Annotated in this window: 19 protein-coding genes; 12 read left to right on the forward strand and 7 right to left on the reverse strand. The window is 68.7% G+C overall.

Going from position 1 to position 24,659, the window contains the following annotated elements; genetic code table 11:
* Nucleotides 1-60: 60 nt before the first annotated feature.
* Nucleotides 61-726 carry a TetR/AcrR family transcriptional regulator gene (locus tag ACIBH2_RS00560; RefSeq protein ID WP_397111874.1) on the reverse strand — a complete coding sequence of 222 codons (666 nt, stop codon included), beginning with the start codon at nt 724-726 and terminating at the stop codon, nt 61-63.
* A 110-nt stretch (nt 727-836) separates the two neighbouring features.
* Between ACIBH2_RS00560 and ACIBH2_RS00565 the strand changes: the two genes are divergently transcribed.
* The 6 genes from ACIBH2_RS00565 (at nt 837) to ACIBH2_RS00590 (ending at nt 6,866) form a co-directional block, all read left to right on the forward strand.
* Complete coding sequence (locus ACIBH2_RS00565; RefSeq protein WP_397111876.1) at nt 837-2,318, forward strand: MFS transporter; 1,482 nt, start codon at nt 837-839, stop codon at nt 2,316-2,318.
* Between the two features lie 58 nt (nt 2,319-2,376).
* Nucleotides 2,377-3,255, forward strand: coding sequence for an SDR family NAD(P)-dependent oxidoreductase (locus ACIBH2_RS00570; RefSeq protein ID WP_397111879.1), 879 nt, complete (start codon nt 2,377-2,379; stop codon nt 3,253-3,255).
* Nucleotides 3,256-3,308: 53 nt separating this feature from the next.
* Nucleotides 3,309-3,941, forward strand: coding sequence for an urease accessory protein UreF (locus ACIBH2_RS00575; protein WP_397111881.1), 633 nt, complete (start codon nt 3,309-3,311; stop codon nt 3,939-3,941).
* A gap of 99 nt (nt 3,942-4,040) precedes the next feature.
* The gene (locus ACIBH2_RS00580) at nt 4,041-5,306 is read left to right on the forward strand and encodes a pentapeptide repeat-containing protein (RefSeq protein WP_397111884.1); all 1,266 of its coding nucleotides are present in this window, start codon (nt 4,041-4,043) and stop codon (nt 5,304-5,306) included.
* Nucleotides 5,307-5,341: 35 nt separating this feature from the next.
* Nucleotides 5,342-6,058, forward strand: coding sequence for an urease accessory protein UreG (gene ureG, locus ACIBH2_RS00585; RefSeq protein ID WP_397111886.1), 717 nt, complete (start codon nt 5,342-5,344; stop codon nt 6,056-6,058).
* A gap of 109 nt (nt 6,059-6,167) precedes the next feature.
* Nucleotides 6,168-6,866 carry an urease accessory protein UreD gene (locus tag ACIBH2_RS00590; RefSeq protein WP_397111889.1) on the forward strand — a complete coding sequence of 233 codons (699 nt, stop codon included), beginning with the start codon at nt 6,168-6,170 and terminating at the stop codon, nt 6,864-6,866.
* On the opposite strand, the gene ACIBH2_RS00595 is transcribed toward ACIBH2_RS00590, so the two are convergent.
* Nucleotides 6,867-7,391, reverse strand: a complete 525-nt coding sequence (locus ACIBH2_RS00595; protein ID WP_397111891.1) for a hypothetical protein — start codon at nt 7,389-7,391, stop codon at nt 6,867-6,869. It abuts the gene before it with no gap.
* 229 nt (nt 7,392-7,620) lie between these two features.
* On the opposite strand from ACIBH2_RS00595, the gene ACIBH2_RS00600 reads away from it, so the two are divergent.
* Both ACIBH2_RS00600 and ACIBH2_RS00605 read left to right on the forward strand, forming a co-directional pair.
* Entirely contained in the window at nt 7,621-7,899 is a 279-nt protein-coding gene (locus ACIBH2_RS00600; protein ID WP_397111894.1) for a hypothetical protein, read from the forward strand.
* A gap of 211 nt (nt 7,900-8,110) precedes the next feature.
* Nucleotides 8,111-8,821, forward strand: coding sequence for a DUF998 domain-containing protein (locus tag ACIBH2_RS00605; protein ID WP_397111897.1), 711 nt, complete (start codon nt 8,111-8,113; stop codon nt 8,819-8,821).
* A gap of 126 nt (nt 8,822-8,947) precedes the next feature.
* Here ACIBH2_RS00605 and ACIBH2_RS00610 read toward each other — a convergent pair whose 3' ends face one another.
* The 3 genes from ACIBH2_RS00610 to ACIBH2_RS00620 form a co-directional block, all read right to left on the reverse strand.
* A complete protein-coding gene (locus tag ACIBH2_RS00610) occupies nt 8,948-9,721 on the reverse strand; it encodes a hypothetical protein (protein WP_397111899.1) in 774 nt (257 codons plus the stop codon).
* A gap of 185 nt (nt 9,722-9,906) precedes the next feature.
* Nucleotides 9,907-10,845 carry a hypothetical protein gene (locus ACIBH2_RS00615; protein ID WP_397111901.1) on the reverse strand — a complete coding sequence of 313 codons (939 nt, stop codon included), beginning with the start codon at nt 10,843-10,845 and terminating at the stop codon, nt 9,907-9,909.
* Nucleotides 10,846-10,942: 97 nt separating this feature from the next.
* Entirely contained in the window at nt 10,943-12,391 is a 1,449-nt protein-coding gene (locus ACIBH2_RS00620; RefSeq protein WP_397111903.1) for an NAD(P)/FAD-dependent oxidoreductase, read from the reverse strand.
* Between the two features lie 160 nt (nt 12,392-12,551).
* Here ACIBH2_RS00620 and ACIBH2_RS00625 point away from each other — a divergent pair, with 160 nt between their 5' ends.
* Nucleotides 12,552-14,012 (forward strand): cytochrome P450, encoded by a 1,461-nt coding sequence (locus ACIBH2_RS00625; protein ID WP_397111905.1) that lies wholly within the window; start codon nt 12,552-12,554, stop codon nt 14,010-14,012.
* Between the two features lie 21 nt (nt 14,013-14,033).
* Here the strand turns inward: ACIBH2_RS00625 and ACIBH2_RS00630 are convergent, their stop codons facing one another.
* On the reverse strand, nt 14,034-14,933 hold the full coding sequence (locus ACIBH2_RS00630; RefSeq protein WP_397111907.1) for a tat pathway signal sequence: 900 nt from the start codon (nt 14,931-14,933) through the stop codon (nt 14,034-14,036).
* Between the two features lie 110 nt (nt 14,934-15,043).
* Complete coding sequence (locus ACIBH2_RS00635; protein WP_397111909.1) at nt 15,044-15,241, reverse strand: hypothetical protein; 198 nt, start codon at nt 15,239-15,241, stop codon at nt 15,044-15,046.
* A 187-nt stretch (nt 15,242-15,428) separates the two neighbouring features.
* Here ACIBH2_RS00635 and recC point away from each other — a divergent pair, with 187 nt between their 5' ends.
* Genes recC through recD form a run of 3 tightly spaced genes read left to right on the forward strand, consistent with a single transcriptional unit; the run spans nt 15,429 to nt 24,607 of the window.
* Complete coding sequence (gene recC, locus ACIBH2_RS00640; RefSeq protein ID WP_397111911.1) at nt 15,429-18,890, forward strand: exodeoxyribonuclease V subunit gamma; 3,462 nt, start codon at nt 15,429-15,431, stop codon at nt 18,888-18,890.
* 15 nt (nt 18,891-18,905) lie between these two features.
* On the forward strand, nt 18,906-22,724 hold the full coding sequence (locus ACIBH2_RS00645) for a UvrD-helicase domain-containing protein (RefSeq protein ID WP_397111913.1): 3,819 nt from the start codon (nt 18,906-18,908) through the stop codon (nt 22,722-22,724).
* Nucleotides 22,721-24,607, forward strand: coding sequence for an exodeoxyribonuclease V subunit alpha (gene recD / locus ACIBH2_RS00650; RefSeq protein ID WP_397111915.1), 1,887 nt, complete (start codon nt 22,721-22,723; stop codon nt 24,605-24,607). Before ACIBH2_RS00645 ends, recD begins: the two co-directional genes overlap by 4 nt.
* Nucleotides 24,608-24,659: the final 52 nt, after the last annotated feature.

Genomic DNA, 24,659 nt, shown 5'->3' on the forward strand with positions numbered 1-24,659 from the left:
AGACGATGCGAGCCACGCGAATTCATCGCCGCTCGGGAGAATCGCTGTTCAGAGCGGGATTCAGCGGTGGGTGGTGGCGAAGCCGTCGCAGAGGGCGGTGAGGCCGGTGTGGAGGAGGCGTTCGGGGTCGAGGAGGTCGCCGGGGCCGGTGCCTTCGAGGGGGGCCAGGGCGGGGGGTGTGGGCCAGAAGGGGTCGCCGTCGAGGAGGGCGGTGAGGCCGGAGCGTTCGTTGGGTTCGTTGTCTTTGCGGATGAGTAGGCGGGTGCTGACCTGTTGGAGGGCTACGCCTGCGATGTAGCTCCAGACGGACAGGGACATGCGGGTGGCTTCGCGGGTGTCGACGTCGAGTTCGCGGAAGCCCTCGACGAGCCAGCTGAGCACGATGAGGCTGTGTTCGCCGAAGTTGTAGCGGGGGACGGCGAAGGTGAACAGGACCCACGGGTGTTCTTGGTACAAGCGCCAATCCACTTCGGCGGCGATGCGGACGCGGTCGCGCCAGGTCCACTGCTGACCTTCGGGAGAGGGGTAGGGGTTGCGGCGGGACACCTCGTCGGTCATCGCGGCCAGCAAGGTGTCCTTGTTCGGGATGTGCCGGTACAGCGACATGGCCCCGGCCCCCATGCGTTCGGCGATGCGGCGCATGGACAGCGCGTCGAGGCCGGATTCGTCGGCCAGCGCGATCGCGGTGTCGATGATGGCGGCCCGAGTGAGCTTGGCCTCGCTCATAGGAATATCTCGCTTTCCTTTCCCGTTCCGGGATGCGTACACTGTACCCGGCTCCGGCGTACGTCGTACGCACGACTCGATTCGAATCAAGCTTCCGAAGGGTATCGGCAATGACAGGCACTCTCGCGCGCTCGGACGCGACGCGAAGCACCTCCGCACCTCGTCGCGCCTGGCTCGGTCTGGGCGTTCTCATCCTGCCCGTGCTGTTGGTGTCGATGGATATGTCGGTGCTGTATCTGGCCATGCCGACGCTCACCGCGCATCTGGATCCGTCGGCGACCGAACAGCTGTGGATTCTGGACATCTACGGGTTCATGATCGCGGGTCTGCTCATCACCATGGGCAATCTCGGCGATCGGATCGGGCGACGCAATATCCTCCTGGCGGGCGCCGCGATATTCGGAATCGCTTCGGCGGTGGCGGCTTTCGCGCCCAGCCCGGAGGTGTTGATCGCGGCGCGGGCGCTGATGGGTATCGGTGGCGCGACGCTGCTGCCGTCGAGTCTGGCACTGATCTCGAGCCTGTTCCCGCGCGATCGCGACCGCACCATGGCCATCGGTATCTGGACGGCGTTCTTCGCGGGCGGGTCGGCCATGGGGCCGATTATCGGCGGCGTACTGCTGCACCACTTCTGGTGGGGTTCGGTCTTCTTGATCAACGCGCCGGTGGTGTTGGTGCTGTTGGTCTTCGGGCCGCTGCTGCTGCCCGAGCACAAGTCGGCCGGGCGCGGGCCACTGGATCTGGTGAGTGTGGCGCTGTCCATCGGCGGCATTCTGCCGGTGGTGTACGCGATCAAGCATTTCGCGGCCGAGGGCGTGGACGCCTACGCGGTGGTGATCGGGCTGATCGGGCTGGCGCTGCTGGTGGCGTTCATTCGCCGTCAGAAGACCCTGGCCGAACCGCTGCTGGACCTGGGACTGTTCCGGCGTGGACTGTTCTCGGTGGCCGTCGGCTCCAGCACCGTCGGCATGCTCGCACTGGCCGGGATGAGCTATCTGACCAGCGTCTATCTCCAGTCGGTGACCGGGCGTGACGCCTTGCAGGCCGCGCTGCTCGGTATCCCGATGGCCATCGTGGTGTTCGCCTACTCCATGGGCGGCGGACGCATCGGCCATCTGCTCGGCGTGCGCTCGGCGTTCGTGGTGTCGTCCATCGCCGCGGCGATCGGCAATCTCATGTTGCTCGGCGTGGGCGTGCACGGCGGAATCGGTTGGTACATCGCGGGTTCCGTGGTGGCGGGCGCAGGCCTGGGCACCATGTTCACGCTGGTGTCGGAGGTGGCGGTCTCCTCGGTGCCGTCGGAGCGCGCGGGGTCGGCCGTCGGTATCTCGGAGACCAGTTTCGAACTCGGCAACGGTCTGGGGTTGGCGCTGTTGGGTTCGCTGGCGGCGCTGGTGTTCCGCAATGGCGGTGATTTCGCGCCGACGCTCGGTGAGACCATCGCCCGCGCGGGCGACAATGCCGAACTCGTCGAGTCGGCGCGGACCGCCTTCGTGAACGGCATGCACGTCGCCACCACGGCGGGCGCGGTGCTGCTGCTCGGCATGGCCCTCGTCGCGGCCTTCGCCAAACGCGACGCCACCACGCGCTGACCGGCGGATTTCGGCTCAACCGAAGCGAGGCGGCCGGGAGCGCAATACATTCGGTGCTGTGAACGAGACCGCGCCCACCCGCAACGGCCGCCCGCTCTCGGAACGAGTGGCCACCCGCCTGCTGTATCCGACCTCGCGGCCGCGCGAGAAATCGCTGCACGACGCGGTGGCCGGGCAGATCGTCCTGGTGACCGGGGCCTCGCACGGCATCGGCAAGGCGAGTGCGCGCAAGCTCGGGGCGGCGGGCGCGATCATGTTGCTGGTCGCCCGCTCCGCGGAGGATCTGGAGGCGGTCGCCGCCGATATCCGCGCGGCGGGCGGCACCGCGCACACCTATCCGCTGGACATCACGGATTTCGACGCGGTCGAGCGGCTGGGCCGCAAGCTGCTCGACGAACACGGCCATATCGACATCGTCGTCAACAACGCGGGCAAATCGATTCGCCGCTCGATCGCGCAGTCCTACGACCGTTTCCACGACTACACCCGGACGATGGACGTCAACTACCTCGGCCCGGTGCGCCTGCTGCTGACCCTGCTGCCTAGCATGCGCGAGCGCCGCAGCGGCCATATCGTCAATATCTCCACCTGGGGCCTGCGCATCCCACCCGCACCCCGCTGGTCCGCGTACTACGCCTCCAAAGGCGCCTTCGACTGCTGGTTGCGTTCCGTGGCAACCGAAATCGGGGCCGACAACGTCACCACGACCACCATCTACATGCCCCTCGTGCACACCCGCATGAGCGCCCCCACCGACTTCTCGGGCGTCCCCGGCCTCACCACCGCCGAGGCCGCCGACCTCATCGGCCACGCCGTCACCGACCGCCCCCACGAGATCACCCCGTGGTGGACCGGCCCCATCCAAGCCTTCAGCGATGTGGCCCGCGGCTCCGCGCACCGGTTCATGGCACGCGCCTTCAAGCGGGGGAAGGCATAGGCTCACCCCCGCGCTGTTTAGGATCGAGCGATGCGGAACCTGGGAGTGCGTCGATGAGCCTCGCGATGCTGCTGAATCTGGCGGACTCGCGGTTGCCGATCGGCGGGCATGTGCACTCCGGGGGCGTGGAGGAGGCGGTCAGCTCGGGGCTGGTGCGGGATGTGCGCTCGGTCGAGTTGTACCTGCGGCGGCGGATTCGGACCTCCGGTCTGGTGTCGGCGTCGCTGGCGGCCGCCGTATGCGCCGGGGCGCTCGATCCGGCGCGGGCGGAAGCCGAGGCCGATGCTCGTACACCCTCCCCGGCGGCACGCACGGCCTCACGGGCTCAAGGTCGCGGACTGCTGCGGTTGGCGAAACAGGTATGGCCGCAAGCGGATTGGAGCGGCCTCGGCCCGCGCCCGCATCTGTCCACCCTCTTCGGCCTCGTCGGCCGCGTCGCCGACGCGAGCCCGGAGGAGATCGCCTCGGTAGTCGTCTACACCACCATGACCGGTGCCGCCACCGCCGCCCAACGCCTGCTCGCCCTCGACCCGGCAGCCGTCGCCGCCTGCACCATCCGCCTCTCCGAGGTGTGCGACCGCACCGCCCGCGAGGCGACCACCGGCCTCGCCGCCCTCTCCGACCCCCTCCAGGACGTCCTCGCCGAACGGCACCTCCTCCGCGATATGCCGCTCTTCGCGTCCTAGCAACTCCGAAAACTCGAGCGGCGCACGAGGATTCGTTCCGCACGGCCCAATTCGACCGAACCGTCGATGCTGCTGGAGATTAGCTGCGACCATAGTCCTATGCCCCCGGGTAGCGAGGCCGCGCATCGTCTACGTCGTGTCCCCATGGCGGCACCGAGCCGGACCCGGCGGATTCGCTTGCGCCCGAATCCGGGTCCGCGCCGTCGTCGCCTGCTCCGGCCGGTGCAAGCCCTGTTCACCTGGGACGGCTGGGCGAAGGTGGGCGCGCTGGCGACCGCAGTCGCCGCGATCGGGGCACTGGTGTTCACCAACGCCTCGCTGCGGGTGAGTGCCGAACAGCAGCGACTCGCCGCGCAGGGCCAGGTCGCGGAGCGGTTCACCAGGGCGGGGGAGATGCTCGGCGACGACAGCAGCCACGTGCGGATGGGCGGGCTGTACCTGCTCGAACAGCTGGCCCGCGATTCGGAGCGTTATCGACGCGAATCATTCGAGGTGATCGGGGCATTCGTGCGCGATACCGCGTCGTTGCGGAAGGCCCCGTGCGCGGCGGACATCCAGATCGACCCGGAAGCCAAGCCTCCGCGCGCACCCGTCGAAGTGCAGGCCGCGTTGACGATCATCGGCCGCCGCACCGGGTCGATCGGCCATGAAATCGATATCGCGCATACGTGTTTGGCGGGTGCCGATCTTCGGGGAGCACAGCTGTCGGACGCGCTGCTCGACGGTTCCGTGCTGGCCCGCGCCCGGTTGACGGGCGCGAATCTGCACTGGGCGGACCTACGCGGCGCGGACCTGCGCGGGGTCGACGCCGACGATGTCGTTGTTCCGAACAGCGATGTCGCGTTGGACTCCGTGGTGGTGGATCTGAGCGCGGCGTTCCTGAGCGGTGCCGACCTCAGCGGTGCGAGCTTCCGAATGGCGGACTTCCACGAAGCCTTCCTGACCGGAGCGATCCTGCGCGACGCCAGCATGCCCGACACGAACGCGACGGATACGCACTGGTCGAAGGCCGATATGAGCGGCGTATTCCTGATGGGCTCGGACTTCGGGCGCGCGCTGCTGGACGATACGCGCTTCGTCGGCGCGCAATTGCGCGAAGTGAGTTTCGTCGGCGCCTCCATGCGCGGGGCCGACCTGACCGATGCCCACCTCGGCGGCGCGGACCTGCGCGGCGCGGATCTGACGGGCGCGACCCTGACCGGCGCGGACTTCGGTGGCGAGCAGTACCTGTGCGTGCTCGACGACTTCTCCCGGGAGACGTGCGCGACCCGGCCGGAGCCGTGGGCGGTCTACGACGACACGACACGGTGGCCCGCGGGGTTCACCCCCTCCTGGACGTCGCCGCTGCCCCGGGCGGCCGGGTAACACCGGGTTTACACGCGTCGGTAAGGATGGGGTTCATGCCACCTCATTTCATCGACGGAGAACCGCACGACCACCACGACCGCCCGAAGCGGGAGCGGACGGCGGGGGAGCCGGTACGGATCGGCATCGGCGGGCCGGTCGGATCGGGTAAGACGGCGCTCGTGGCGGCACTGTGTCGGCAGCTGCGCGAGGAGCTCTCGCTCGCGGTCCTGACCAATGACATCTACACCACCGAGGACGCGGACTTCCTGCGCCGCCACGCGGTCCTGCCCGATGAGCGGATCACCGCCGTGCAGACCGGCGGCTGCCCGCACACCGCGATCCGCGACGACATCACCGCGAACCTGGATGCCATCGACGATCTGATCGAGGCCAATCCGCCGCTGGATCTGATCCTGGTGGAATCCGGCGGCGACAATCTCACCGCGACGTTCTCGTCCGGTCTGATCGACGCGCAGATCTTCGTGGTCGACGTCGCCGGTGGCGACAAGGTGCCGCGCAAGGGCGGCCCGGGCGTGACCTTCTCGGATCTGCTGGTGATCAACAAGACCGATCTCGCGCCGATGGTGGGCGCGGATCTCGCGGTAATGGATCGTGATTCGTCCAAGGTGCGCGAGGGCCGCCCCTTCGTGTTCACCTCGCTCACCGAGGACCCGGCGGCGACTCCGGTACTGAACTGGGTGCGGGAGCAGCTGCGCATTGCCGCGGAACACGATGCGGCGGCGGGTGTTTCGCCCGCGCATCAGCACTGAGCCGAACCGGTGCTCATCGAGATGGGAACGACGGGTCGCGCGGCGCTGTCCAGGCGTCGTGCGGTGACGCGGCGTGAGTCGGCACCGACATGTACCGGGTCGGTGTGCCGTGCGCACTGAGCTGCGAATCGTCGCCTCGGCCGACGCGTTGCCGCGCATTCACGCGGTAGGCGGGTTGGCCGGGCGGCGCACCGCGCCCGACGTCGTCCACCTCATCGGCACCGCCGCCACCCCGCTGGGCGGCGACGAACTCGACATCACCATCCTGGTCGGGCCGGGCGCGCGGCTGGCCGTGCGTTCGGTCGCCGCCACCATCGCCCTGCCGGGCCGCGCGACCCGAAAGTCGGTGGCGCGCTGGCATATCGAGGTCGAGCCGGGCGGCGAACTGGATTTCGACCCCGAACCCACGGTGGTCGCCGGTGGCGCGGAGCACGACACGATCACCACGGTCCGCCTGGCGGAGGGCGCGAAACTGACTCTGCGCGAACGGGTTCAGATCGGCCGCACCGGCGAGGACCACGGCTGGTGGAGCGGCGAGCTGCATGCCGACCTCGGCGACCTGCCGCTGCTGCGCCACCGCCTCGATCTGGGCACCGACGCGCTCACCGATGACGCGCTGTCGGCCCCGCGCGCACTGGAGAGCGTGCTGCGCTACCCAGACGACCGCCCCGCCGAAACACACGGCATGGATGCCGCGCTGCTCCCTCTCGCCGCGGGCGGAACCTTGTTCACACGAACAGGTTCCGAACTGGTCTCGACACCGAGCACCAACCCGATGTGGAGCGCCCGACCGGCCGTGGTCGGTTAGTCATCCGGCCACCTGAGTCACCGACAGGGTTGGTCGCCGCTGGAGCAGGGCCTGGGTAAGCGCCTGAGCTGTGACCGGAATACCGGAGAACTCGGCGTCGATGATGTGATGCTTCGGACTGTCGCGGGCTGGGTGCATGCACCATCGGACGAATCGCGGTACGTGCGCCAGGGTCGCGTCGACATCGCGGAGCACGAACTCCGCGCGATAGAGATTCTCCTCGCCGGATCGGCTCAGCAGCTGGGCGGAGTGAATTTCCGTCCACGCGATGTGGCCGTATCGCACTACCTGAATCCCGTCGTCGGTGAGGACGAGTTCGGGTTGTCGCCGGATCAATTGCACAGCAAAGACAATGGTCAACAGTCCGCAGATCGCGATCCCGCCGATCTGCCACTTCAAATCGATGATCCCGAGTTGAAACGACAGCACACTCAGTGTGAACCCCACACCGCATATCGCGGTCTCCGCCAGCGCTACCGGTCTGTTCTGACGATAGATCGTCGCCATCTCGTCCTCCCCACTCACGGATCGGAAGGTACAGGATCGGCGCGTGAACGGCCCCCCTCGGGAAACAAACTGTGCCGGTGACTATCTCGGTGAGGCGATCATCTCACCCGCTCGACGGCCCGACGCATAGCTGGGTTATGTAACGTCGAGCACAAGCTCGATCTTGTTTGTTGCCAAGGCGATCCGCGAACGCACCGGTTGTCCGGGCGTAAGCGACGACGACCCACCTGTTTCGAGAGGAACGGTCATGAACGTAGAAGCTGGCGGTGTACGAACATTCGAATGCGATGTCGACCCCACCTGGATCGATATCAACGATCACATGAATGCCCAGTATTACGGGATCGTGGTCTATCGCGCGCACGCCACGTTCACCGACCTCCTGGGGCTGGGCGACGACTACGTCCGAAGTACGAAGTTCGGCAAAGTCGATGTCCTGACGCGGCTCTCGCAGTTCGCCGCCGAACAGAGCAAGGCCGGTTACCCCGAGGGTGTCGGGCGCACCATCCGGGTGCCGCGCAGCTGACCGGCACGCGGACACTCGGATTCGCGTTTACGTAGCCTGATGCCCTGCGCGCGGACAAGCTGCCCGCACTCGCCCTGAACCGGCACCGGGCCTGGGGAACATTTTTCCAATCTTCGCGGTGTCCGATCGGTCGATAGTGGTGCCACCTCGAGTGTGATCGCTGAGTCGAATCCACTCGAGTCCGCACCCGATCGACGAGAGGACACCTGTCGTGACCGATACCCTCGACCCCGCGCGGCGACAGCGCGAACGGCCCGCCCGACCATCTCGAAGTACCGGCGAGCGGTCGGCGGTATCGAGACTGTTGCTGGCTGGCGGTGTCATCGCGCCGCTGCTCAATATCGTTGTGGTTCTCACCCTTGGGGCCATACGCCCCGACTACAACCCGTGGGTGGTCCCCGACAGCAATCTCGAGCTGGGGCCGGGCGGGTGGATGCAGATCACCAACTACATCGTGACCGGCGTGCTGCTGCTCGCCTTCGCGCTCGGGGTGCGGCAGCGTCTGCGTACCGGACGCGGATCCACCTGGGGGCCAATCCTTCTCGGCATCTATGGGCTCACCTTCGTCGCCATCGGACCCATCCTGCCCGACCCATCGCTGGGGTACCCGCCCGGAGAACCGACCGAGCTGACCGTTCACGGTGCGGTGCACAGTCTCTTGGGTCTGGTGCAGTTCACATCGCTGACGGTGGCGTGTTTCGTCCTGGCGCGGTACGACGGGGCGCTCGAAAAGCGTGGCTGGAGATGGTATTCGGTCACCACCGCGCTGGTGGTCGCCATCTCGTACGTCGCCTTCGCTCTCATCGCGAAGCTGTGGGACGGGGGACCGGCGGGGCTCATCGAGCGAATCGGGATCTTCGCCGGAGGGCTGTGGGTGGTGGCGTTGGCGATCCGGCTGCTGCGCGGGCCAGCCGCGCAGTGAATCGCCCACTCTGGGCGGAACGCGAAAAAATGCCGGGTGCGACGGGAACCGAACCTCACCCTCGGTTCCCGCCGCATCCGGTAAAGCCGTGACGCGGGTACTGCCCTCGGTCAACCGTCTCGGCGACTAGTCGCCCATGACGCGCGGTGGGGCGTTGAACGAGTTCACCGCACCGACCGCCGCACCCGCCGCCGCGCCGAGCGCCGCCGCGGGAACGGTGATGACGGCCGCACCGGCCGCCGCACCGAGGACCGGTCCGGCGACGATTCCGACCGGCACGAAGGCCAGACCGGCCACCAGCCCGAGCGCGCCGCCGACCGTGGCCGAGGTGAGCGCGAACGGCGCCGCTGTCGCGGCTCCGGCCACCGCACCCATGGCCGCGGTGCCGACGGTCTGTCCGGCGATGCGGTCGGAGCGGCTGCGCTCCATGCCGATGGAATCGAGGAAGGTGGCGAGATTCGCCTCGATCTGCGCGGCATTGTCATTGATCTGGATCGCTTGTTCCTTGTCGATCCAGTTCGGCGCGTCCACCTGCACATCCCCGAACCGGAACTTGCCCGGCGGCGGGGCGATCGGCGGCACCGGCGCCACGGGGACGGGCGGGTGCAGCACGCCCACGGGGGCGAGGTAGCTCTTGTCCGGAGCCGGACGCGACCACTGGATCGAGCTGCGGGTCTCATCCGGGATCTGCAGGCCCTCGTACGGCATGACATTCGGCGCGTCGGCGGCGGGCCACGTGGGGGCCTCGTCATGATGCGTTACCGGATTCGGCTCTGCCGGTGTGGCATTGGCCTGACCGGAACCGACGATCGCCAAGACTAGCGGTACCGCGCCTGCCGCCACCACATTGCCGACTCGATTGCGATGCGGGTTGAGGGCTCTGTGCTTGCCTGCGGCCATACACGACCTTTCTTCCAGGTGAACATCGACGCCCGACATTCGGACCCATCGGTCGTGTGGATGGGTGGCGGAATCGGACGTGTCGAAATCCTTTGTGTTGCCATGTGTTAGCTGAATGTGAATCGAGCACACGGCAAGAAGGCCGGAACCTTGTTCAGGATTCCGGCCTTCGGGCAAATCGGCTGTTACTCGGCCGTTGCCGCATCGATCGGAGCGGTGCCCTCGTCCATCGGGGCGGCCTCCGTGGCGGGAGCCAGGTACCCGTTCACCGCGCCCACCGCGGCACCGATGGTCGCGCCGACGGTGGCCGCCGGAACCGCGACGAGGGCGACCCCGGCGGTCGCGCCCACGGCCGGGCCGAAGACCCACCCGGCCGGTGCGAACGGCGTCCCCGCCATGGCGCCGACGAAACCGCCCATGGCCCCGGCCGCGACCTCGACCGGCGCGGCCACGCCGACACCCACGGCCGCGCCGACCGCGGCGGTGCCGACGGTCTGCGCCGCGATGCGGTCGGAGCGGCTTGGCTCGAACCCGGCCGAATCGAGGGTGCGCGCCAACTCCGCCTCGGCGGTGCCGACGATCTCGTTGACCTGATCGGCCTGCTCGGGCGTCAGCCAGGTCGGAATGTCGACCTGGGTGTCGCCGAAGCGCAACTTGCCCTCGGGCGCGGCGATCACCGCGACCTCGGGCGCCGCGGCCGGATTCGGCATCCGCAGCTCGTGCGGATTCACCGCCGCGAGGGATCCGCCCGGAATATCGCGCACGCCCACGGGGGAGTTGCGGCTCACCCGCACCCCCGGAGCATCGGCGGCCGCGGCCGGTTCGACCGAATTGTCCAGTGCCGCCGTCTCTTCCGACCCGGCGGTCGGCGAGGTGTCCAGGAATTCCCGCACGCCCTCGTCGAGCCCCTCCGGCACGGGCACGGCCAACTCACCGAACGGTGACTCGACCAGGAGCGGCTGCGGGGCCTCCTGCGCCTGCGCGGCGGGCGCGTCCTGCGGGGCCGCCGGGTCGGCCGCGGCCGTTCCGGCGAGCGCGAGGGTGAAGGGCAGCGCCCCGACGACGGCGAGCGAACCCCACCGTCGTCGAGGCGAAAGACGATCTACCTGTTGGCGTTTGCCCACGAATGACCTTTCTCGTGAATGTTCATGGCTGTCGAACATTCGGATCCGGTCATTAGGGCGGATTGGTCGGAAAGTCCCCCCGCTCGGCGTTAGGGGATCAGCCCACCCGGCGGTCGCCCGACGGCTCGGCCTTTTCGTTCGCCACGGATTTGCCGTTACCCGTTGCGGATTCACCGTCGAAGGGTCGCACGGCCTCGCGCGCCTCTTCGTCGGCGGCGTTCACGGCCTCCAGGGCCAGGCGCGCGAACACCCACTGCTCGGTGGCGGCCATCTGTCCGCGATGGCGTCCGAGGAAGGAGACGAACCATTCGAAGACGGTGACGAACCGGCTGCGGAAGCCGACCAGGTACCACAGGTGCAGCGCCAGCCACGCCAGCCAGGCGATGAACCCGCCGAACTCCAGCTTGCCCACCTGACACACCGCGCTGAAGCGCGAGATGGTGGCCATGGAGCCCTTGTCGAAGTACTTGAACGGCTTTCGCTCCGAGGGCTGATGGCCCGCCAACCCCGCCTTGATGGCCTTGGCCGCGTAGGTGCCGCCCTGGATCGCGCCCTGCGCCTGCCCCGGCACGCCCGGCACGGCCATGAGGTCGCCGACCACGAAGACGTTCGGGTGGCCCTTGATGGTGAGATCCGGTTCCACGATCACGCGCCCGGCCCGGTCCACCTCGGTGCCGTCGGAGCGTTCGGCGAGCTGCTTGCCCAGTTCGCTGGCCTGCACACCGGCGGACCAGACCTTGCAGGCGGATTCGATGCGGCGTTCGCTGCCGTCCTTGTCCTTGATGGTCACCCCGCCCGCGTCGACATTGGTGACCATGGCGTTGAGCTGAATCTCCACGCCCATCTTCTCGAGGCGCTTGTGCGCCTTGCCGCCGAGCTTGGGGCCCATCGGCTTGAGCACGGCGTCCGCGCCCTCGACCAGGATGACGCGCGCATCGCGCGGGTCGATATTGCGGAAGGTGCCCATGAGGGTGCGGTCGGAGAGTTCGGCGATCTGCCCGGCCAATTCGACGCCGGTGGGGCCCGCGCCGACCACCACGAAGGTCATGAAGCGGTCGCGCATCTCCTGGCTGGAGGCCAATTCGGCCTCCTCGAAGCTGCCGAGGATGCGCGCGCGTAGTTCGAGCGCGTCGTCGATGGTCTTCATGCCGGGGGCGTAGGTGGCGAAGTGGTCGTTGCCGAAGTACGACTGCTGCGCGCCGGTGGCGACGATGAGGGAATCGAACCTGGTCTGGTGGTCCTGGTTCAGCAGCCGGGAGGTGACGATCTTGTTCTCCAGATCGACATCGTGCACATCGCCCATGATGACCTGCACGTTCTTCTGCTTGCGCAGCACGATGCGGGTGGCGGGCGCGATTTCGCCGACGGAGAGGATGCCGGTGGCGACCTGGTACAGCAGCGGCTGGAACAGGTGCGTCGAGGTCTTGGAGATCAGGGTGATGTCGACATCGGCCTTCTTCAGGTGCTTGCAGGCGAACAAGCCACCGAACCCGGACCCGATCACCACCACGCGATGGCGTTGCGTAACGACAGAATCGGTGCTCATCTAGTCCTGCTCCCTAGGCAGACGGTATTGCTACGACACTTCACGCCCAACGGTAGTACGGCGTGAGGGTGGTCGACCAATCAGGACACATCGGGAAAAGCCTCGGACACCACTGCTCGCTCGAAAATACAATATGGGCAGTCGTTCAGGGAGGATTGCCATGGTCGCCGTGGCCGGTCGGGTCCCCGCCGAGGCGGAGAACCTGTCGCTGATGGAGATTCCGCGCGAAGGACCGGTCGACCGGGCGTTGTCGCGGCTGCCGGTGCGCGAGCGGGTGCTCGCCGAACCGCCCGAGGGCAGCGGTCTGCTGCCGGTGCGCGGTGATGCCGGGCTGCCGTATCTGGGGCGGAGTCTGCAATATCTGCGCTGGGGTCCGGCCGAGATGATGGACCGCTATCGGAAATACGGACCGGTCTCGTTCAACTGTGCGCTGGGCGCGCGGCGGGTGCTGGTCGCCGGGCCGGAGGCCATCGACGAGGTGCTCGGCAAGCGCCGCCAGGATTTCGGCTCGGGGTGGGATTGGTTCATCGGCCCCTTCTTCCACCGCGGATTGCTGCTGCTCTCCTTCGACGAGCACATGTTCCACCGCCGGATCATGCAGCAGGCATTCACTCGAGACCGCTTGCAGGAGCACCTGTTCGAGCTGAACACCGTGGTGGGCAGTGCGGTGGACCGGTGGGTGCCGGAGGGGGAGCGGCGGTTGCCGCTGTATCCGGCCTTCAAGGAGTTGACGCTGCGCATCGCCACCGATGTCTTCATGGCGGTCGATTCGGGTGCCGAGCGTGAGCGCCTGGGCAAAGCGTTCCTGCAATGCACGCATGCAGCGCTGGCCCTGCTGCGGTTCTCCGTGCCCTTCGGCAACTGGCGCGCTGGACTTCAGGGCCGAAAAGTCCTGGAGCAGTACTTCACTCGCATGATTCCGGAGAAGCGCCGCAACCCCGGACCGGATTTCTTCTCCGCGCTGTGCCACGCGCGCACCGAGGACGGCGAGGTCTTCAGCGACGCGGATGTGGTCAACCACATGATCTTTCTGATCATGGCCGCCCACGACACCACCACGACCACGGTCACCACCACCGCCTACTACCTGGGTCGGCATCCGCAATGGCAGGAGCGAGTACGCGCCGAAGCCCTCGCCCTCCACGCCGACCTGGACGGCGCGTCGCCCACCATCGCCGATCTCGACCGCCTGCACGATCTCGACCTCGTCATTCGCGAAAGCCTGCGCCTCATGCCGCCGGTGCCCGGCCTGGTCCGCCGTGCCGTCCGCGACACCGAGATCGCCGGACACTTCGTCCCCGAGGGCACCCAGGTCGACATCGCCCACGGCGTCAACCACATGCTGCCCGAATTCTGGACGCGCCCCGAACTTTTCGACCCGGAACGCTTCGCCGAGCACCGCCGCGAGGACCGCGCGCACCGCCTGGCCTGGCTGCCCTTCGGGGCGGGCGCGCACAAGTGCATCGGCATGCACTTCGGCGTCTTCGAGGTGAAAACCATCCTCGCGGCCCTGCTCCGCGACTACGAATGGCACTATCCGGGCGACTACCTCATGCCCTGGGGCTTCTCCACCATCCCGTTCCCTCGCGACGGCGCACCGGTCACCCTGCGCCGCCGCTGAGCGCGGCGGCGCGGTCGTCGATCAGCGGCCCTTGAACAGGATTTCCGCTACCCGGGTGGTGGTCTGCGCGCCGTCGGCGTAGCCGCCGTCGCCGCCCAGGGAGTTCATGATGGCGAGGGTGTAGCGCTCGCCGGGTCCGGCGAAGCCGACCGAGTTGACCACCCAGCCGCCCTGTTCGTCGGACCAGCCGTTCTTGAGGCCCGGGCGCATGGCCGAGCCCGCGCCCCACACGCCCCAGTGCTGGTTGGTGTCGACCTGGCGCATGCGGTCCACGAGGTAGTCGCGGTCGTCGGGGTGCATGCTGGTGAGCACGCTGTCCATGAGGCGGTCGAGGTCGTCGGGGGTGCACTGCTGGAAGCCCCAGTCGGGGAACAGCTTGGTCTGGGCCATGGAGCTGGTGGGCGGCAGCGGGAGCAGGCTGCCCATGCCATTGGCGCGGAAGGCGTTCTGGAAAGCCATGCGATCCAGGCCCGCGTACTTGTTCCAGAGGATGTCGGCGGCGGTGTCGTTGGAGGTTGCCAGCATGGATTCCAGCAGGCCACGGTCGCCCGGGTCGAGGGTGATGGCGCCCACCCGGGCACGATTCAGCAGATCCTCGGCGATCGCCAGCTTGATGGTGGAGGCGGTCCAGAACATGGTGCCCGCATTGTCATTTCGGTAGATGCCGCCGGTAACCCGGTCGCGCACCACGTATCCCACGACTCCGGGGCGCGAACGCAGATAGTTGTCGACCGCGCTGATGCGGCTGCTCATATCGGAGTCGAAACCCGATATCTCGGTGCGCAGCGGTAACGCGGAGGCGGTCGGCGCGGACAGACCGGAGCCCGGGGCGAACGCGGGCGCGGTGGGGATCAGGGCGGCGGCCGTCAGGACGCAGGCGGATGCGGCCACGCGGGAGCGTCGGGCCTTCGGAGAACGCACGGTGGATCACAATAGACACTGTGGTGTCCGCTATGCACGTCTTGAGCTGAACCGTTACATATGCTATCGAATCACCGTTCGCCGCAGCGGCTTTCGTTCGTCGGCGCTGTTCAGCGGAAAGCGGCGGTCAATTCCTCGACGCTGCGGCCGTTGAGTCGGTAGCAGTGTTCGAAGGCTTCGGTGTGGCGATCGCGCGGCCAGCTCTGTAGGACGATGCCGCGGCCGTAGTGGCGCGAGTTGATCAACTCCCAGCGGTCTCCGACGCGGCGGACCGTGAACCCGGACGGGGGCACCAGGGGAATCACCATGGCGGACATCGTCGCGAACCAGCCTTTCCGTACCTACTCCCAACCTCCCCGAAAAGCACTGTCGCATACCACAGTAGAAATCCCGTGTGACGCGCCCGAGCAAATCGGCGGCATGTGGCGCGTGTCACCGAGCAACGCGCGGCACTCGGTGTTTGCATGTGGTTCGCCGACTGTATAGACACAGGTCGTGCACATTCACCGGGCGGAACGAGCGGACGCGCTCGCCGACGCGCTGGCCCAGCTGCTCGCCACCCCTCTTGACGACCCGTTCACCGCCGAAGTGGTGGCGGTTCCGGCCAAGGGGATCGAGCGCTGGCTGAACCAGCGGTTGGCGACGGTGCTCGGCCGCGGGGGTGCGGGCGAGGCGGTGACCAGCGGCGATGGCATCGCGGCGAATATCGCGTTCCCGGATCCGGCGAGCCTGGTGGGTGCGGTGTTGGCCGAGGCCACCGGGTTGACGCCGGACGAGGATCCTTGGGCTCCAGAGCGTTTGGTGTGGACGCTGCTGCCGGTGCTGGACGCCGTCTTGGGCGAGTCGTGGTGTTCGGTGCTGTCGCGACATCTCGGACAGGGTGACCCGAGCGGGCATCGGGTGGGGCGGCGTTATGCCACGGCATCGCGGATCGCGGACCTGTTCGACAGCTATGGGACGCAGCGGCCGGGCATGGTGACGGCGTGGGCGAGTGGGGCTGATACCGACGGAACCGGTCGGGATCTTCCGGAGGATTTGCGGTGGCAGCCGCAGTTGTGGCGCAAGTTGCGGGCCGAGGTGGGGGTGCCGAGTCCGGCGGAGCGGCTGCACGCGGCGTGTGCGCGGTTGCGCGCGGAGCCGGGTTGTGTATCGCTGTCCGAACGGATTTCGCTGTTCGGCGTGACGCGTTTGACGACCGATCAGTTGGAAGTGTTGTCCGCGTTGTCGGTGGGGCGGGAGGTGCATTTGTGGTTGGTGCACCCCAGTCCGGTGCTGTGGGAACGGCTGGGGTCGCCGACCGGTCGTGGCAGCCAGGGCAATTCGGCCGACCGGTCGGATTCTGCTGCGCCGGAATCATTCTCGATGTCCGAGATAGGCGAAACGTCGGATTCCGTTGTGCGGGTGCGGCATCCGCTGCTCTCGGCGCTGAGTCGCGATGTGCGGGAATTGCAGCAGCGGCTGTGGGAGTACGAGCTGCGCGAGACGTATCACGAATCGCCGGTTCGGGACGCGGGCGCGGTGAGCTGCGCGAGCGTCGGGGGCGCGGTGGACGACGGGCGCGCGGTGCGCCGCACCCTGTTGTCCGAATTGCAGTGCGCCATCAAGGAGGACCGGTGGCCGCCCGAGCCGGATGCGGCGCTCGCGGCCGACGGCACGGTGACCGTGCACTCCTGTCACGGGCCCGCGCGGCAGGTCGAGGTCATGCGCGATGCGCTGCTGCGGGTCTTCGCCGACGATCCGACGCTGCAACCGCGCGATGTGATCGTCATGTGCCCGGATGTGGAGAGCTACGCGCCCTTGGTGCGGGCCGCGTTCGGGCAGTGGTCCCTGGACAGCTCCGAACCGGGGCATCCGGCGCACGCGCTGCGGGTGCGGCTGGCCGATCGCGCACAGCGGTCGGTGAACCCCATGCTCGGAGTGATCGCCACACTGCTCGACTTGGCCGATGCGCGCGTCACCGTCACCGAGGTCCTGGATCTCGCCGCGGCCGAACCGGTGCGCTACCGGTGCGGATTCGACGACGACGATATCGAGCGGCTGCGCGAATGGGCCGCCGAGACCGGCGCGCGATGGGGGATCGGGCAGCGGCAGCGGCAGGCGTTCGGGCTGGGGGATTTCGCGCAGAACACCGTGAACGCGGCGGTGGATCGCATTCTGCTCGGGGTGGCGGCGGGTGAATCCAGTGAGGACTGGCTGGATTTGGCGCTGCCCCTCGACGATGTGGACAGCAATGACATCGATCTCGCGGGGCGGTTCGCGGAGTTCGTGGACCGGCTCGCGGTCTGCCTGCGGGACCTGCGCGGGCCGACGCTGACCGAACCGGCGGGAGCCGAGCGGCCCGCGAACGAATGGGCGGGCGTGCTCGGGCGGGCCCTGGACCTGCTCACCGATCTGCCCATGAGCCAGGGGTGGATGGGCGTGCAGGCGCGGCGTGAGATCGCGGCCGCGCTGGAGTACGCCGGAACGGTGCCGCTGCGGTTGCCCGATATCGCGGCGCTGCTCTCGGCGCGGCTGGCCGGGCGGGCCTCGCGCGCCAACTTCCGCACCGGCGAGCTGACCGTGTGCACCATGGTGCCCATGCGTTCGGTGCCGCATCGGGTGGTGGTGCTGCTCGGTCTCGACGACGAAGTGTTCCCGCGCTCGGGCGGTATCGACGGCGACGATGTGCTGGCGCGACACCGCTGTCCCGGCGACCGCGATCCGCGCAGCGAGGACCGCCAGCTGCTCTTGGACGCGATCATGGCGGCGGGGGAGCGAATCATCCTGCTGCACACCGGATCCGACCCGGTGAGCGGTGCGCATCGCCCGCCCGCGATCCCACTCGCCGAACTCCTCGACACGGTGCGCGGGCATGTGGGCCGCGACGCCATGGACGCGATCGTCACCCGACATCCCTTGCAGCCCTTCGATGCCGCGAACTTCGATGCGGCACGGCCGTTCAGCTTCGATCCGGTGGCGTTGGCGGGTGCGGTGGCGGCGCGGCAGCCGCAGCGGCCGCGCCCGGTCTTCCTCGCCGCGCCCTTGGAACCGGCCACGCCCGGCGATGTGGAGCTCACCGATCTCGTCGCGTTCGTGGAACATCCGGTGCGGGCATTTCTGTGGCAGCGCTTGGGAATTCGTGTTCCCGAGGAAGAGGAGGAGATCGACGACCGGCTGCCGATCGCGCTCGACGGGCTCACCAAATGGGGGATGGGCGAGCGCATGCTCGCCGCACGGCTCAATGGCGTGGAGGCCGATGTACTGCGCGCGGCCGAATGGCGGCGCGGCACACTGCCGCCCGCGCGCATGGGCGCGGCGGTCCTCGACGATATCGAGAGCACCGTCGACCAGTTGGTGCGCGTCGCCCGGCCGATGCACGAGATACCCGGTCGCACCATCGATATCGCGGTGGACCTCGGCGACGGCCGCCGCCTCACCGGCACCGTCTCCGACGTCCACGACGACGCGCTGCTGCGCGCCACCTACTCGCGCCTGGCGGCCAAACACCGCATCGCCGCCTGGGTGCGCCTGCTGGCCCTGGCGGCCACCGGCTCGCATCAGAGCTGGCGCGCCATCACCCTCGGTCGCGGTCAGTTCCGCAACCCGGTCTGGCAGTCCACGCTCACCGCCCCCGACGCCGCCACCTGCCGCGCCATCCTGCGTCAACTCGCGCACCTGCGCGACGCCGGACTCAGCGAGGCGTTGCCGATAGCCCCCGCCGCCTCGGCCGTCTACGCCGACCGCCGCTGCAAGGGTGCGTCCGTGGAGGACGCCACCCTCTCGGCGGAACAGGAATTCAGCGGCGCGTACGGTGAACACAACGACCGCTACCTGCGCCAGGTCTGGGGTGCGAACCTGCGCTTCGCCGACCTCACCGACCCGCCCGCGCAGAGCGGCGAGGAACAGTCCCGCTTCGGCGAGCTGGCCCGAAACCTGTGGAACCCGTTGCTCGCCAACGAAACTCAAGGACGCCCGTGACCACCCGCACCGCCGATGAGTGACGAACTGTTCTCCCTCGCCGAGGTGGCGGCGGAGCCCACACCCGCACCCGCCCGCCGCCGGGCGCGCTCGTCCGTGGACACGCGCTCGGCCACGTCGCGCGACACCGACTCCCGGGCCGAGCCGGTCGCGCCAGCGGAGGGGTCAGGCGGACGGGACAAGGCCGAACCATTGGCCATTCCCCTGGATCTGGTGACAGAGCCCGCTGGCGCGGGTGCCGCCGCAACGCCGCGGTCGGCGACAGCGGAGGACGCGTCGGCACCGAGTATCCGAACTCGCAACGCGGGGTCGGCTCCGGCCGATACCCCTGCCCTGCCGCTCGAATCGTCGGCCGGGAGCGCTCATCCTGATGACAGTCCCTTCAGCGCCGCCGAGCCGATGTCGGAGACGCGCCGAGTAGGCGACGCGCCCGCGAACGATGTGCGCGAATCCTCGGCGGCAGCGGCTGATGATTGGGCGGTGGACGAATCGGATGCGGCGCTCGTGGGTGGGGCGTCGGAATCGCGGTTCGATCTGTTCGGGCCGCTGCCGTCGGGGACCATGGTGTTGGAGGCCAGCGCCGGGACCGGTAAGACGTATGCCATTGTCGGGCTGGCGGTTCGGTATGTGGCCGAGGCCGGGGTCGATATCTCGCAGCTGTTGCTGGTGACGTTCAGCCGCGCGGCGACGCAGGAATTGCGGGAGCGGACGCGGAATCGGTTCGTGGAGGTCGCGGCCGGGCTGGCCGATTCCGAGGCGGCGCGAACCTCGCGCGACGAACTGGTTCGTCTACTGGCACAAGCGGATTCGGCGGAAGTCGCGGCTCGTCGCGAGCGGCTGCTGGCGGCGCTGTCGGATTTCGACGCCGGGTCTATTGCCACGACGCACAGCTTCTGTCAGCGCATGCTCGACGAGCTCGGTTTGGCGGGGGAGCGCGATCCGGGGGCGCGGCTGGTCGAGAGCATCGAGGATCTCGTCTCCACCGTGGCCGACGACCTGTATGTGAGCCGCTACGCGCGCGAGGGCGCGCCGTTCTCACCGTCGGAGGCCCACGAACTCGCGGTGTCGGCGGTGAACGACCGGCAGGCGATTCTGGTGCCGCAGGCCGAATTCGAAGAGGATCCCTCCGCCGAGCGCGTGGCCTTCGCCAACGCGGTGCGCGCCGAAGTCGCACGGCGCAAACAGCTTTCGGGCATTCGCGACTTCGACGACCTGCTCGTGCTGCTGCATCGGGTGCTGGCCGACGAGGAGCACGGGGAGCGGGCGTGCCGTCGGATTCGGGACCGCTTCCGGGTGGCGCTGGTCGATGAGTTCCAGGACACCGACCCGTTGCAGTGGGACATTCTGCGCCGCGCCTTCCACGGGCACGCCACGCTGGTGTTGGTCGGCGACCCGAAACAGGCCATCTACGCCTTCCGCGGCGCTGAAGTGCTCAGCTACCTGACCGCGGTGGCCGTCGCCGACGACCGGCGCGAACTCACCGTCAACTGGCGCAGTGACGCGGGGCTGCTCCAGGCCCTCGCGCACGTGCAGAGTGGTGCGGCGTTGGGGCACAAGGAGATCGCCGTGCACCCGGTGGCCGCCACCCGGCCGTGGACACGGTTGTCGGGGCCGCCGGAGGTCATCACACCCATGCGCCTGCGCTGCCTGCCGCGCAGCGGCGCGGGGCCGCTGAACAAATCGGGTTTCCCGACCGTCGGCAAACAGCGTGAGCGCGTGGCCACCGATGTCGCCGCAGATATCGTTCGGTTGCTGGAATCGAAGGTCACCATCACCACGTCCCAGGGCGAAAGGGACTTGGACGCGGGCGATATCGCGGTGCTGGTACGCACCCACACCCAGCTGAACCTGGTGCGCGCCGCCCTGGAGAAGGCGGGCGTGCCCTCCGTACTCACCGGCGGGGCAAGTGTTTTCGGCACCGAGGCCGCCCTCGACTGGCTGTGGGTGCTGCGCGCCCTCGAACAGCCGCACCGCGGCGACCGTGTCCGTCTCGCCGCGGGCACCGCCTTGTTCGGCATCTCCGCCACCGAAATTGACACCGGCGGAGCGGATCTCGTCGGCCAGCTCAGTGCCCAGCTGCGCGATTCCGCTCGCCTGTTCGCCCGTGCCGGATTCGCCGCCGTTTTCGAAAAACTCTCCGCCGAAAAGGAATTGGCCCCGCGTCTGCTCTCCCTCGACGGCGGTGAGCGTCGCCTCACCGACCTGCGCCACATCGCCCAGCTCCTGGACGAGGCGGCCCTGCGTGAATCCCTCGGCCTGACCGCGCTCACCCGCTGGCTCGCCGACCGCGTCCGCGACCCGGCCTCCGGCGCGGTCAGCGGCCGTAGCCGCCGTCTGGACCGTGACGCGCGCTCGGTGCAGATCGCCACGGTGCACGCCAGCAAGGGACTCGAATTCCCGGTCGTCTACCTGCCTTTCGCCTGGGACTCCATGATGCTGCCCAAGAACGCGGCGCTGCTGTTCCACGACGACCAGGACCGTCGCGTCCTCGATGTCGGCGGCCCGGACGCCCCCGGCCACGCCGCCCGCAAGATGCGCGCCGACGGCGAAGCGGCGGGGGAGGAGCTGCGGCTGCTGTACGTGGCGCTCACGCGCGCCGGAGCGCAGGTGGTGGCCTGGTGGGCACCGAGCTACAACACTGCCACCGGACCTCTGCACCGCATGCTGCTGGGTCGTCGGGCGGGTGAGGCCGAGGTTGCCGACAAGGTGACCGTGCCCGCGGATCGGGTTGCGCTGGAACAGATCACCACGTGGGCGAGTCTCGCCGGGGACGGCGTGATCGCCGTGGAACCTGTCGACAAGGTGCACGCGGCGAAACTGCGTGCCGTCCGCGACGAGGACAAGGCGATCGAACTCGCCGCCGCCCGCTTCGATCGGGTGCTCGATCACGACTGGCGGCGCACCTCCTACTCGGCGCTCACCGCCGGAGCCCACGACCACGCCCCCGCCGTCGAACCCGATGACAGTGGGGTCGGCGACGAACCCGACGGCCCATCGGTGCTCGACGATGAATCCGCGCTCACCGATGCCGCACCCTCGCTGATGAATTCGCTGCCCTACGGTGCGGAGTTCGGCACACTCGTGCACGAGGTCCTCGAGTACGTCGACACCGACGCGCCCGATCTGGCCGCCGAGATTCGCGCGCGCTGCGACCACGCCCTCGCCGAGCAGATGTTCGACGCCGATCCCGAGGTGCTGGCCGCTTCACTGCTGGCGGTGATGCGCACTCCCATCGGATTCGGTTGCCTCGCGGACATTTCCGCGCGAGACCGGCTCAGTGAACTCGATTTCGAGCTGCCCCTCGCGGGTGGTGACACGCCCGCGTTCGAACGCGTGACGGTGCCGCACATCGCGACGCTGCTGCGCCGCCACCTGCCACCCGGGGATCCCTTGGCGGCCTACGCCGATCAGCTCGCCGACCTCGATCCCACCCCGTTGCGCGGCTACCTCACCGGCAGTATCGACGCCGTCCTGCGCATCCCCGGACCGCGTTTTGTGATCGTGGACTACAAGACGAATCGGCTCGGCACCGGTGACCTCACCGTCGCCCACTACACGCACGAGCGCATGGCCGCCGAGATGATGCGCTCGCACTACCCGCTCCAGGCGATCCTGTATTCGGTTGCCCTGCACCGCTATCTGCGGTGGCGCATGCCCGACTACGATCCCAGCCGCCACCTGGGCGGCATCCGCTACCTGTTCGTGCGCGGCATGATCGGCCCCGACACCCCGAATGGCGCAGGCGTTTTCGATTGGGAACCGCCCGCCCAGCTCGTCGTGGAGTTGTCGGCACTGCTCGCGGGCGAACGCGTCGGCGAGGGGGTGCGCGCATGACGTCGATCTCGGTGGCGCAGCGTGGAACCGGTCCGCTGCGCATCTTCAACGAAGCCGGTGTGCTCTCCGCCGCGGATGTCCATGTGGCCGTGCGGCTCGGGCGGCTCGGGCGAGAGGAATCGCCGCTGGTGCTGTTCGCGACGGCCTTGGCGGTGCGCGCGGTGCGGTCGGGCTCGGTGTGCCTGGAGCTCACCAGGATGCACGAGATCGGCGTCGACGCGGAGGGTACCGAGGAATCCGCCATCGATCCGGCGACGCTGCCGTGGCCGGATGTGGAGGCCGTGATCGCCGCGCTGCGCGTGAGCCCGCTGATCACCGGCAGTCCCGCCGGACCGCTGAAGCCACTGCGGCTCATCGACGCCCCCGCCGGATCCGATGCCGGGCCGTTGCTCTACCTGGACCGCTACTTCCGGCAGGAAGAGACCATTCGAGAGGCGCTCACGCAGCGCGCCGCCACGCACCCCATGGTGGACGCGGAACTCGTTCGGCGCGAACTGGATCGGCTGTTCCCGGACTCCGCCGGACCGGGCGAGCCACCCGACCGGCAGCGGCTCGCGGCCGCCTTGGCCGCCACCCAGTGGACCACCGTCGTGGCCGGTGGACCCGGCACCGGTAAGACGCACACCATCGCGCGGATCCTGGCTCTGCTTGTCGCACACCAGGATGCGGTACCCGGCGCACCCGCGCTGCGGATCGCGCTTGCAGCGCCGACCGGCAAAGCCGCTGCGCGCCTTCAGGAATCGGTGCGCGAGCAGGCGGGTGACATCGGACTGCCCGAACTCACCGCCGCCACCCTGCACCGCCTGCTCGGTTGGCAGCGCGGTGGTGCGTCGCGGTTCCGCCACAACGAATTCAACCGGCTGCCCTACGACGTCATCGTGGTCGACGAAACCTCCATGGTCTCGCTCACCATGATGAGCCGCCTGCTGCCCGCCGTGCGGCCCGACGCGCGCCTGGTGCTCGTCGGCGACCCGGATCAGCTGGCGTCCGTGGACGCGGGCGCGGTCCTCGCCGACCTGGTCGCCGGACCCGTACTGGGACAGTCGAATCCGGCCTTGGATCGGGTGCTGGGCGGCGAATTGTCCGCCACCGTCGCCCATCCCGACGCGCTGTCCGGTCGGGAACGAGAACGCCTGCGCGGCGGTATCGTCCGCCTCACCCGCGGCCGCCGCTTCGGCGGACGCATCGCCGAACTCGCCGTCGCGGTCCGCGCCGGAGACGCCGACGCCGCCCTCGCCCTACTCGCCGACGGCGGCCACGAACTGTCCCTGTACGCCCCCGAGGACATCGCCGACGTCCGCGCCGACGTACTGCGCGCCGCCCAGGACGCCACCACCGCCGCCCTCACCGGCGACGCCACCGCCGCCCTCACCGCCCTGGAATCGCACCGCCTGCTCTGCGCCCACCGCCAGGGCCCCTACGGCGTCGAACGCTGGGACCGCCTCGCCGCCACCTGGGTCACCGCCGCCGGTATCGCCACCGATCCCGGTGCCGGACAGTGGTATCCGGGCCAACCGCTGCTGGTCACCGCCAACGACCACGAGGCCCGTATCTACAACGGCGACACCGGCGTCATAGTCCGCGCCCCCGACGGCACCCTCCGCGCCGCCCTCCAACGCGGCACCGACCCCTACCTCGTCCACCCCACCCAATTCCCCGGTGTGACAACGGTCTACGCCATGACCATCCACCGCAGCCAAGGCAGCCAATACGACACCGTCTCGGTAGTCCTCCCCGGCCCCGAATCCACCCTCCTCACCCGAGAACTCCTCTACACCGCCATAACCCGAGCCCGCCGCCACGTCCGCATCATCGGCACGGAAGACTCCATCCGGTCCGCCATCTCCCGCCGAGTTCTGCGAGCCAGCGGCCTGCGCACGTGACACAGGCCGCTGGGAGCGGTCAGCCGTGCCTTTCGCCGTCCCGCAATGCTTT

The organism is Nocardia sp. NPDC050406, assembly GCF_044459025.1.
Classification (GTDB): domain Bacteria; phylum Actinomycetota; class Actinomycetes; order Mycobacteriales; family Mycobacteriaceae; genus Nocardia.

Coding starts and splice junctions, on each gene's coding strand:
- ACIBH2_RS00560 (WP_397111874.1), bottom strand. CDS start 726: ATGAGCGAGGCCAAGCTCACTCGGGCCGCCATCATCGACACCGCGATC.
- ACIBH2_RS00565 (WP_397111876.1), top strand. CDS start 837: ATGACAGGCACTCTCGCGCGCTCGGACGCGACGCGAAGCACCTCCGCA.
- ACIBH2_RS00575 (WP_397111881.1), top strand. CDS start 3,309: ATGAGCCTCGCGATGCTGCTGAATCTGGCGGACTCGCGGTTGCCGATC.
- ACIBH2_RS00580 (WP_397111884.1), top strand. CDS start 4,041: ATGCCCCCGGGTAGCGAGGCCGCGCATCGTCTACGTCGTGTCCCCATG.
- ureG (WP_397111886.1), top strand. CDS start 5,342: ATGCCACCTCATTTCATCGACGGAGAACCGCACGACCACCACGACCGC.
- ACIBH2_RS00600 (WP_397111894.1), top strand. CDS start 7,621: ATGAACGTAGAAGCTGGCGGTGTACGAACATTCGAATGCGATGTCGAC.
- ACIBH2_RS00610 (WP_397111899.1), bottom strand. CDS start 9,721: ATGGCCGCAGGCAAGCACAGAGCCCTCAACCCGCATCGCAATCGAGTC.
- ACIBH2_RS00620 (WP_397111903.1), bottom strand. CDS start 12,391: ATGAGCACCGATTCTGTCGTTACGCAACGCCATCGCGTGGTGGTGATC.
- ACIBH2_RS00625 (WP_397111905.1), top strand. CDS start 12,552: ATGGTCGCCGTGGCCGGTCGGGTCCCCGCCGAGGCGGAGAACCTGTCG.
- ACIBH2_RS00635 (WP_397111909.1), bottom strand. CDS start 15,241: ATGGTGATTCCCCTGGTGCCCCCGTCCGGGTTCACGGTCCGCCGCGTC.
- ACIBH2_RS00645 (WP_397111913.1), top strand. CDS start 18,906: ATGAGTGACGAACTGTTCTCCCTCGCCGAGGTGGCGGCGGAGCCCACA.
- recD (WP_397111915.1), top strand. CDS start 22,721: ATGACGTCGATCTCGGTGGCGCAGCGTGGAACCGGTCCGCTGCGCATC.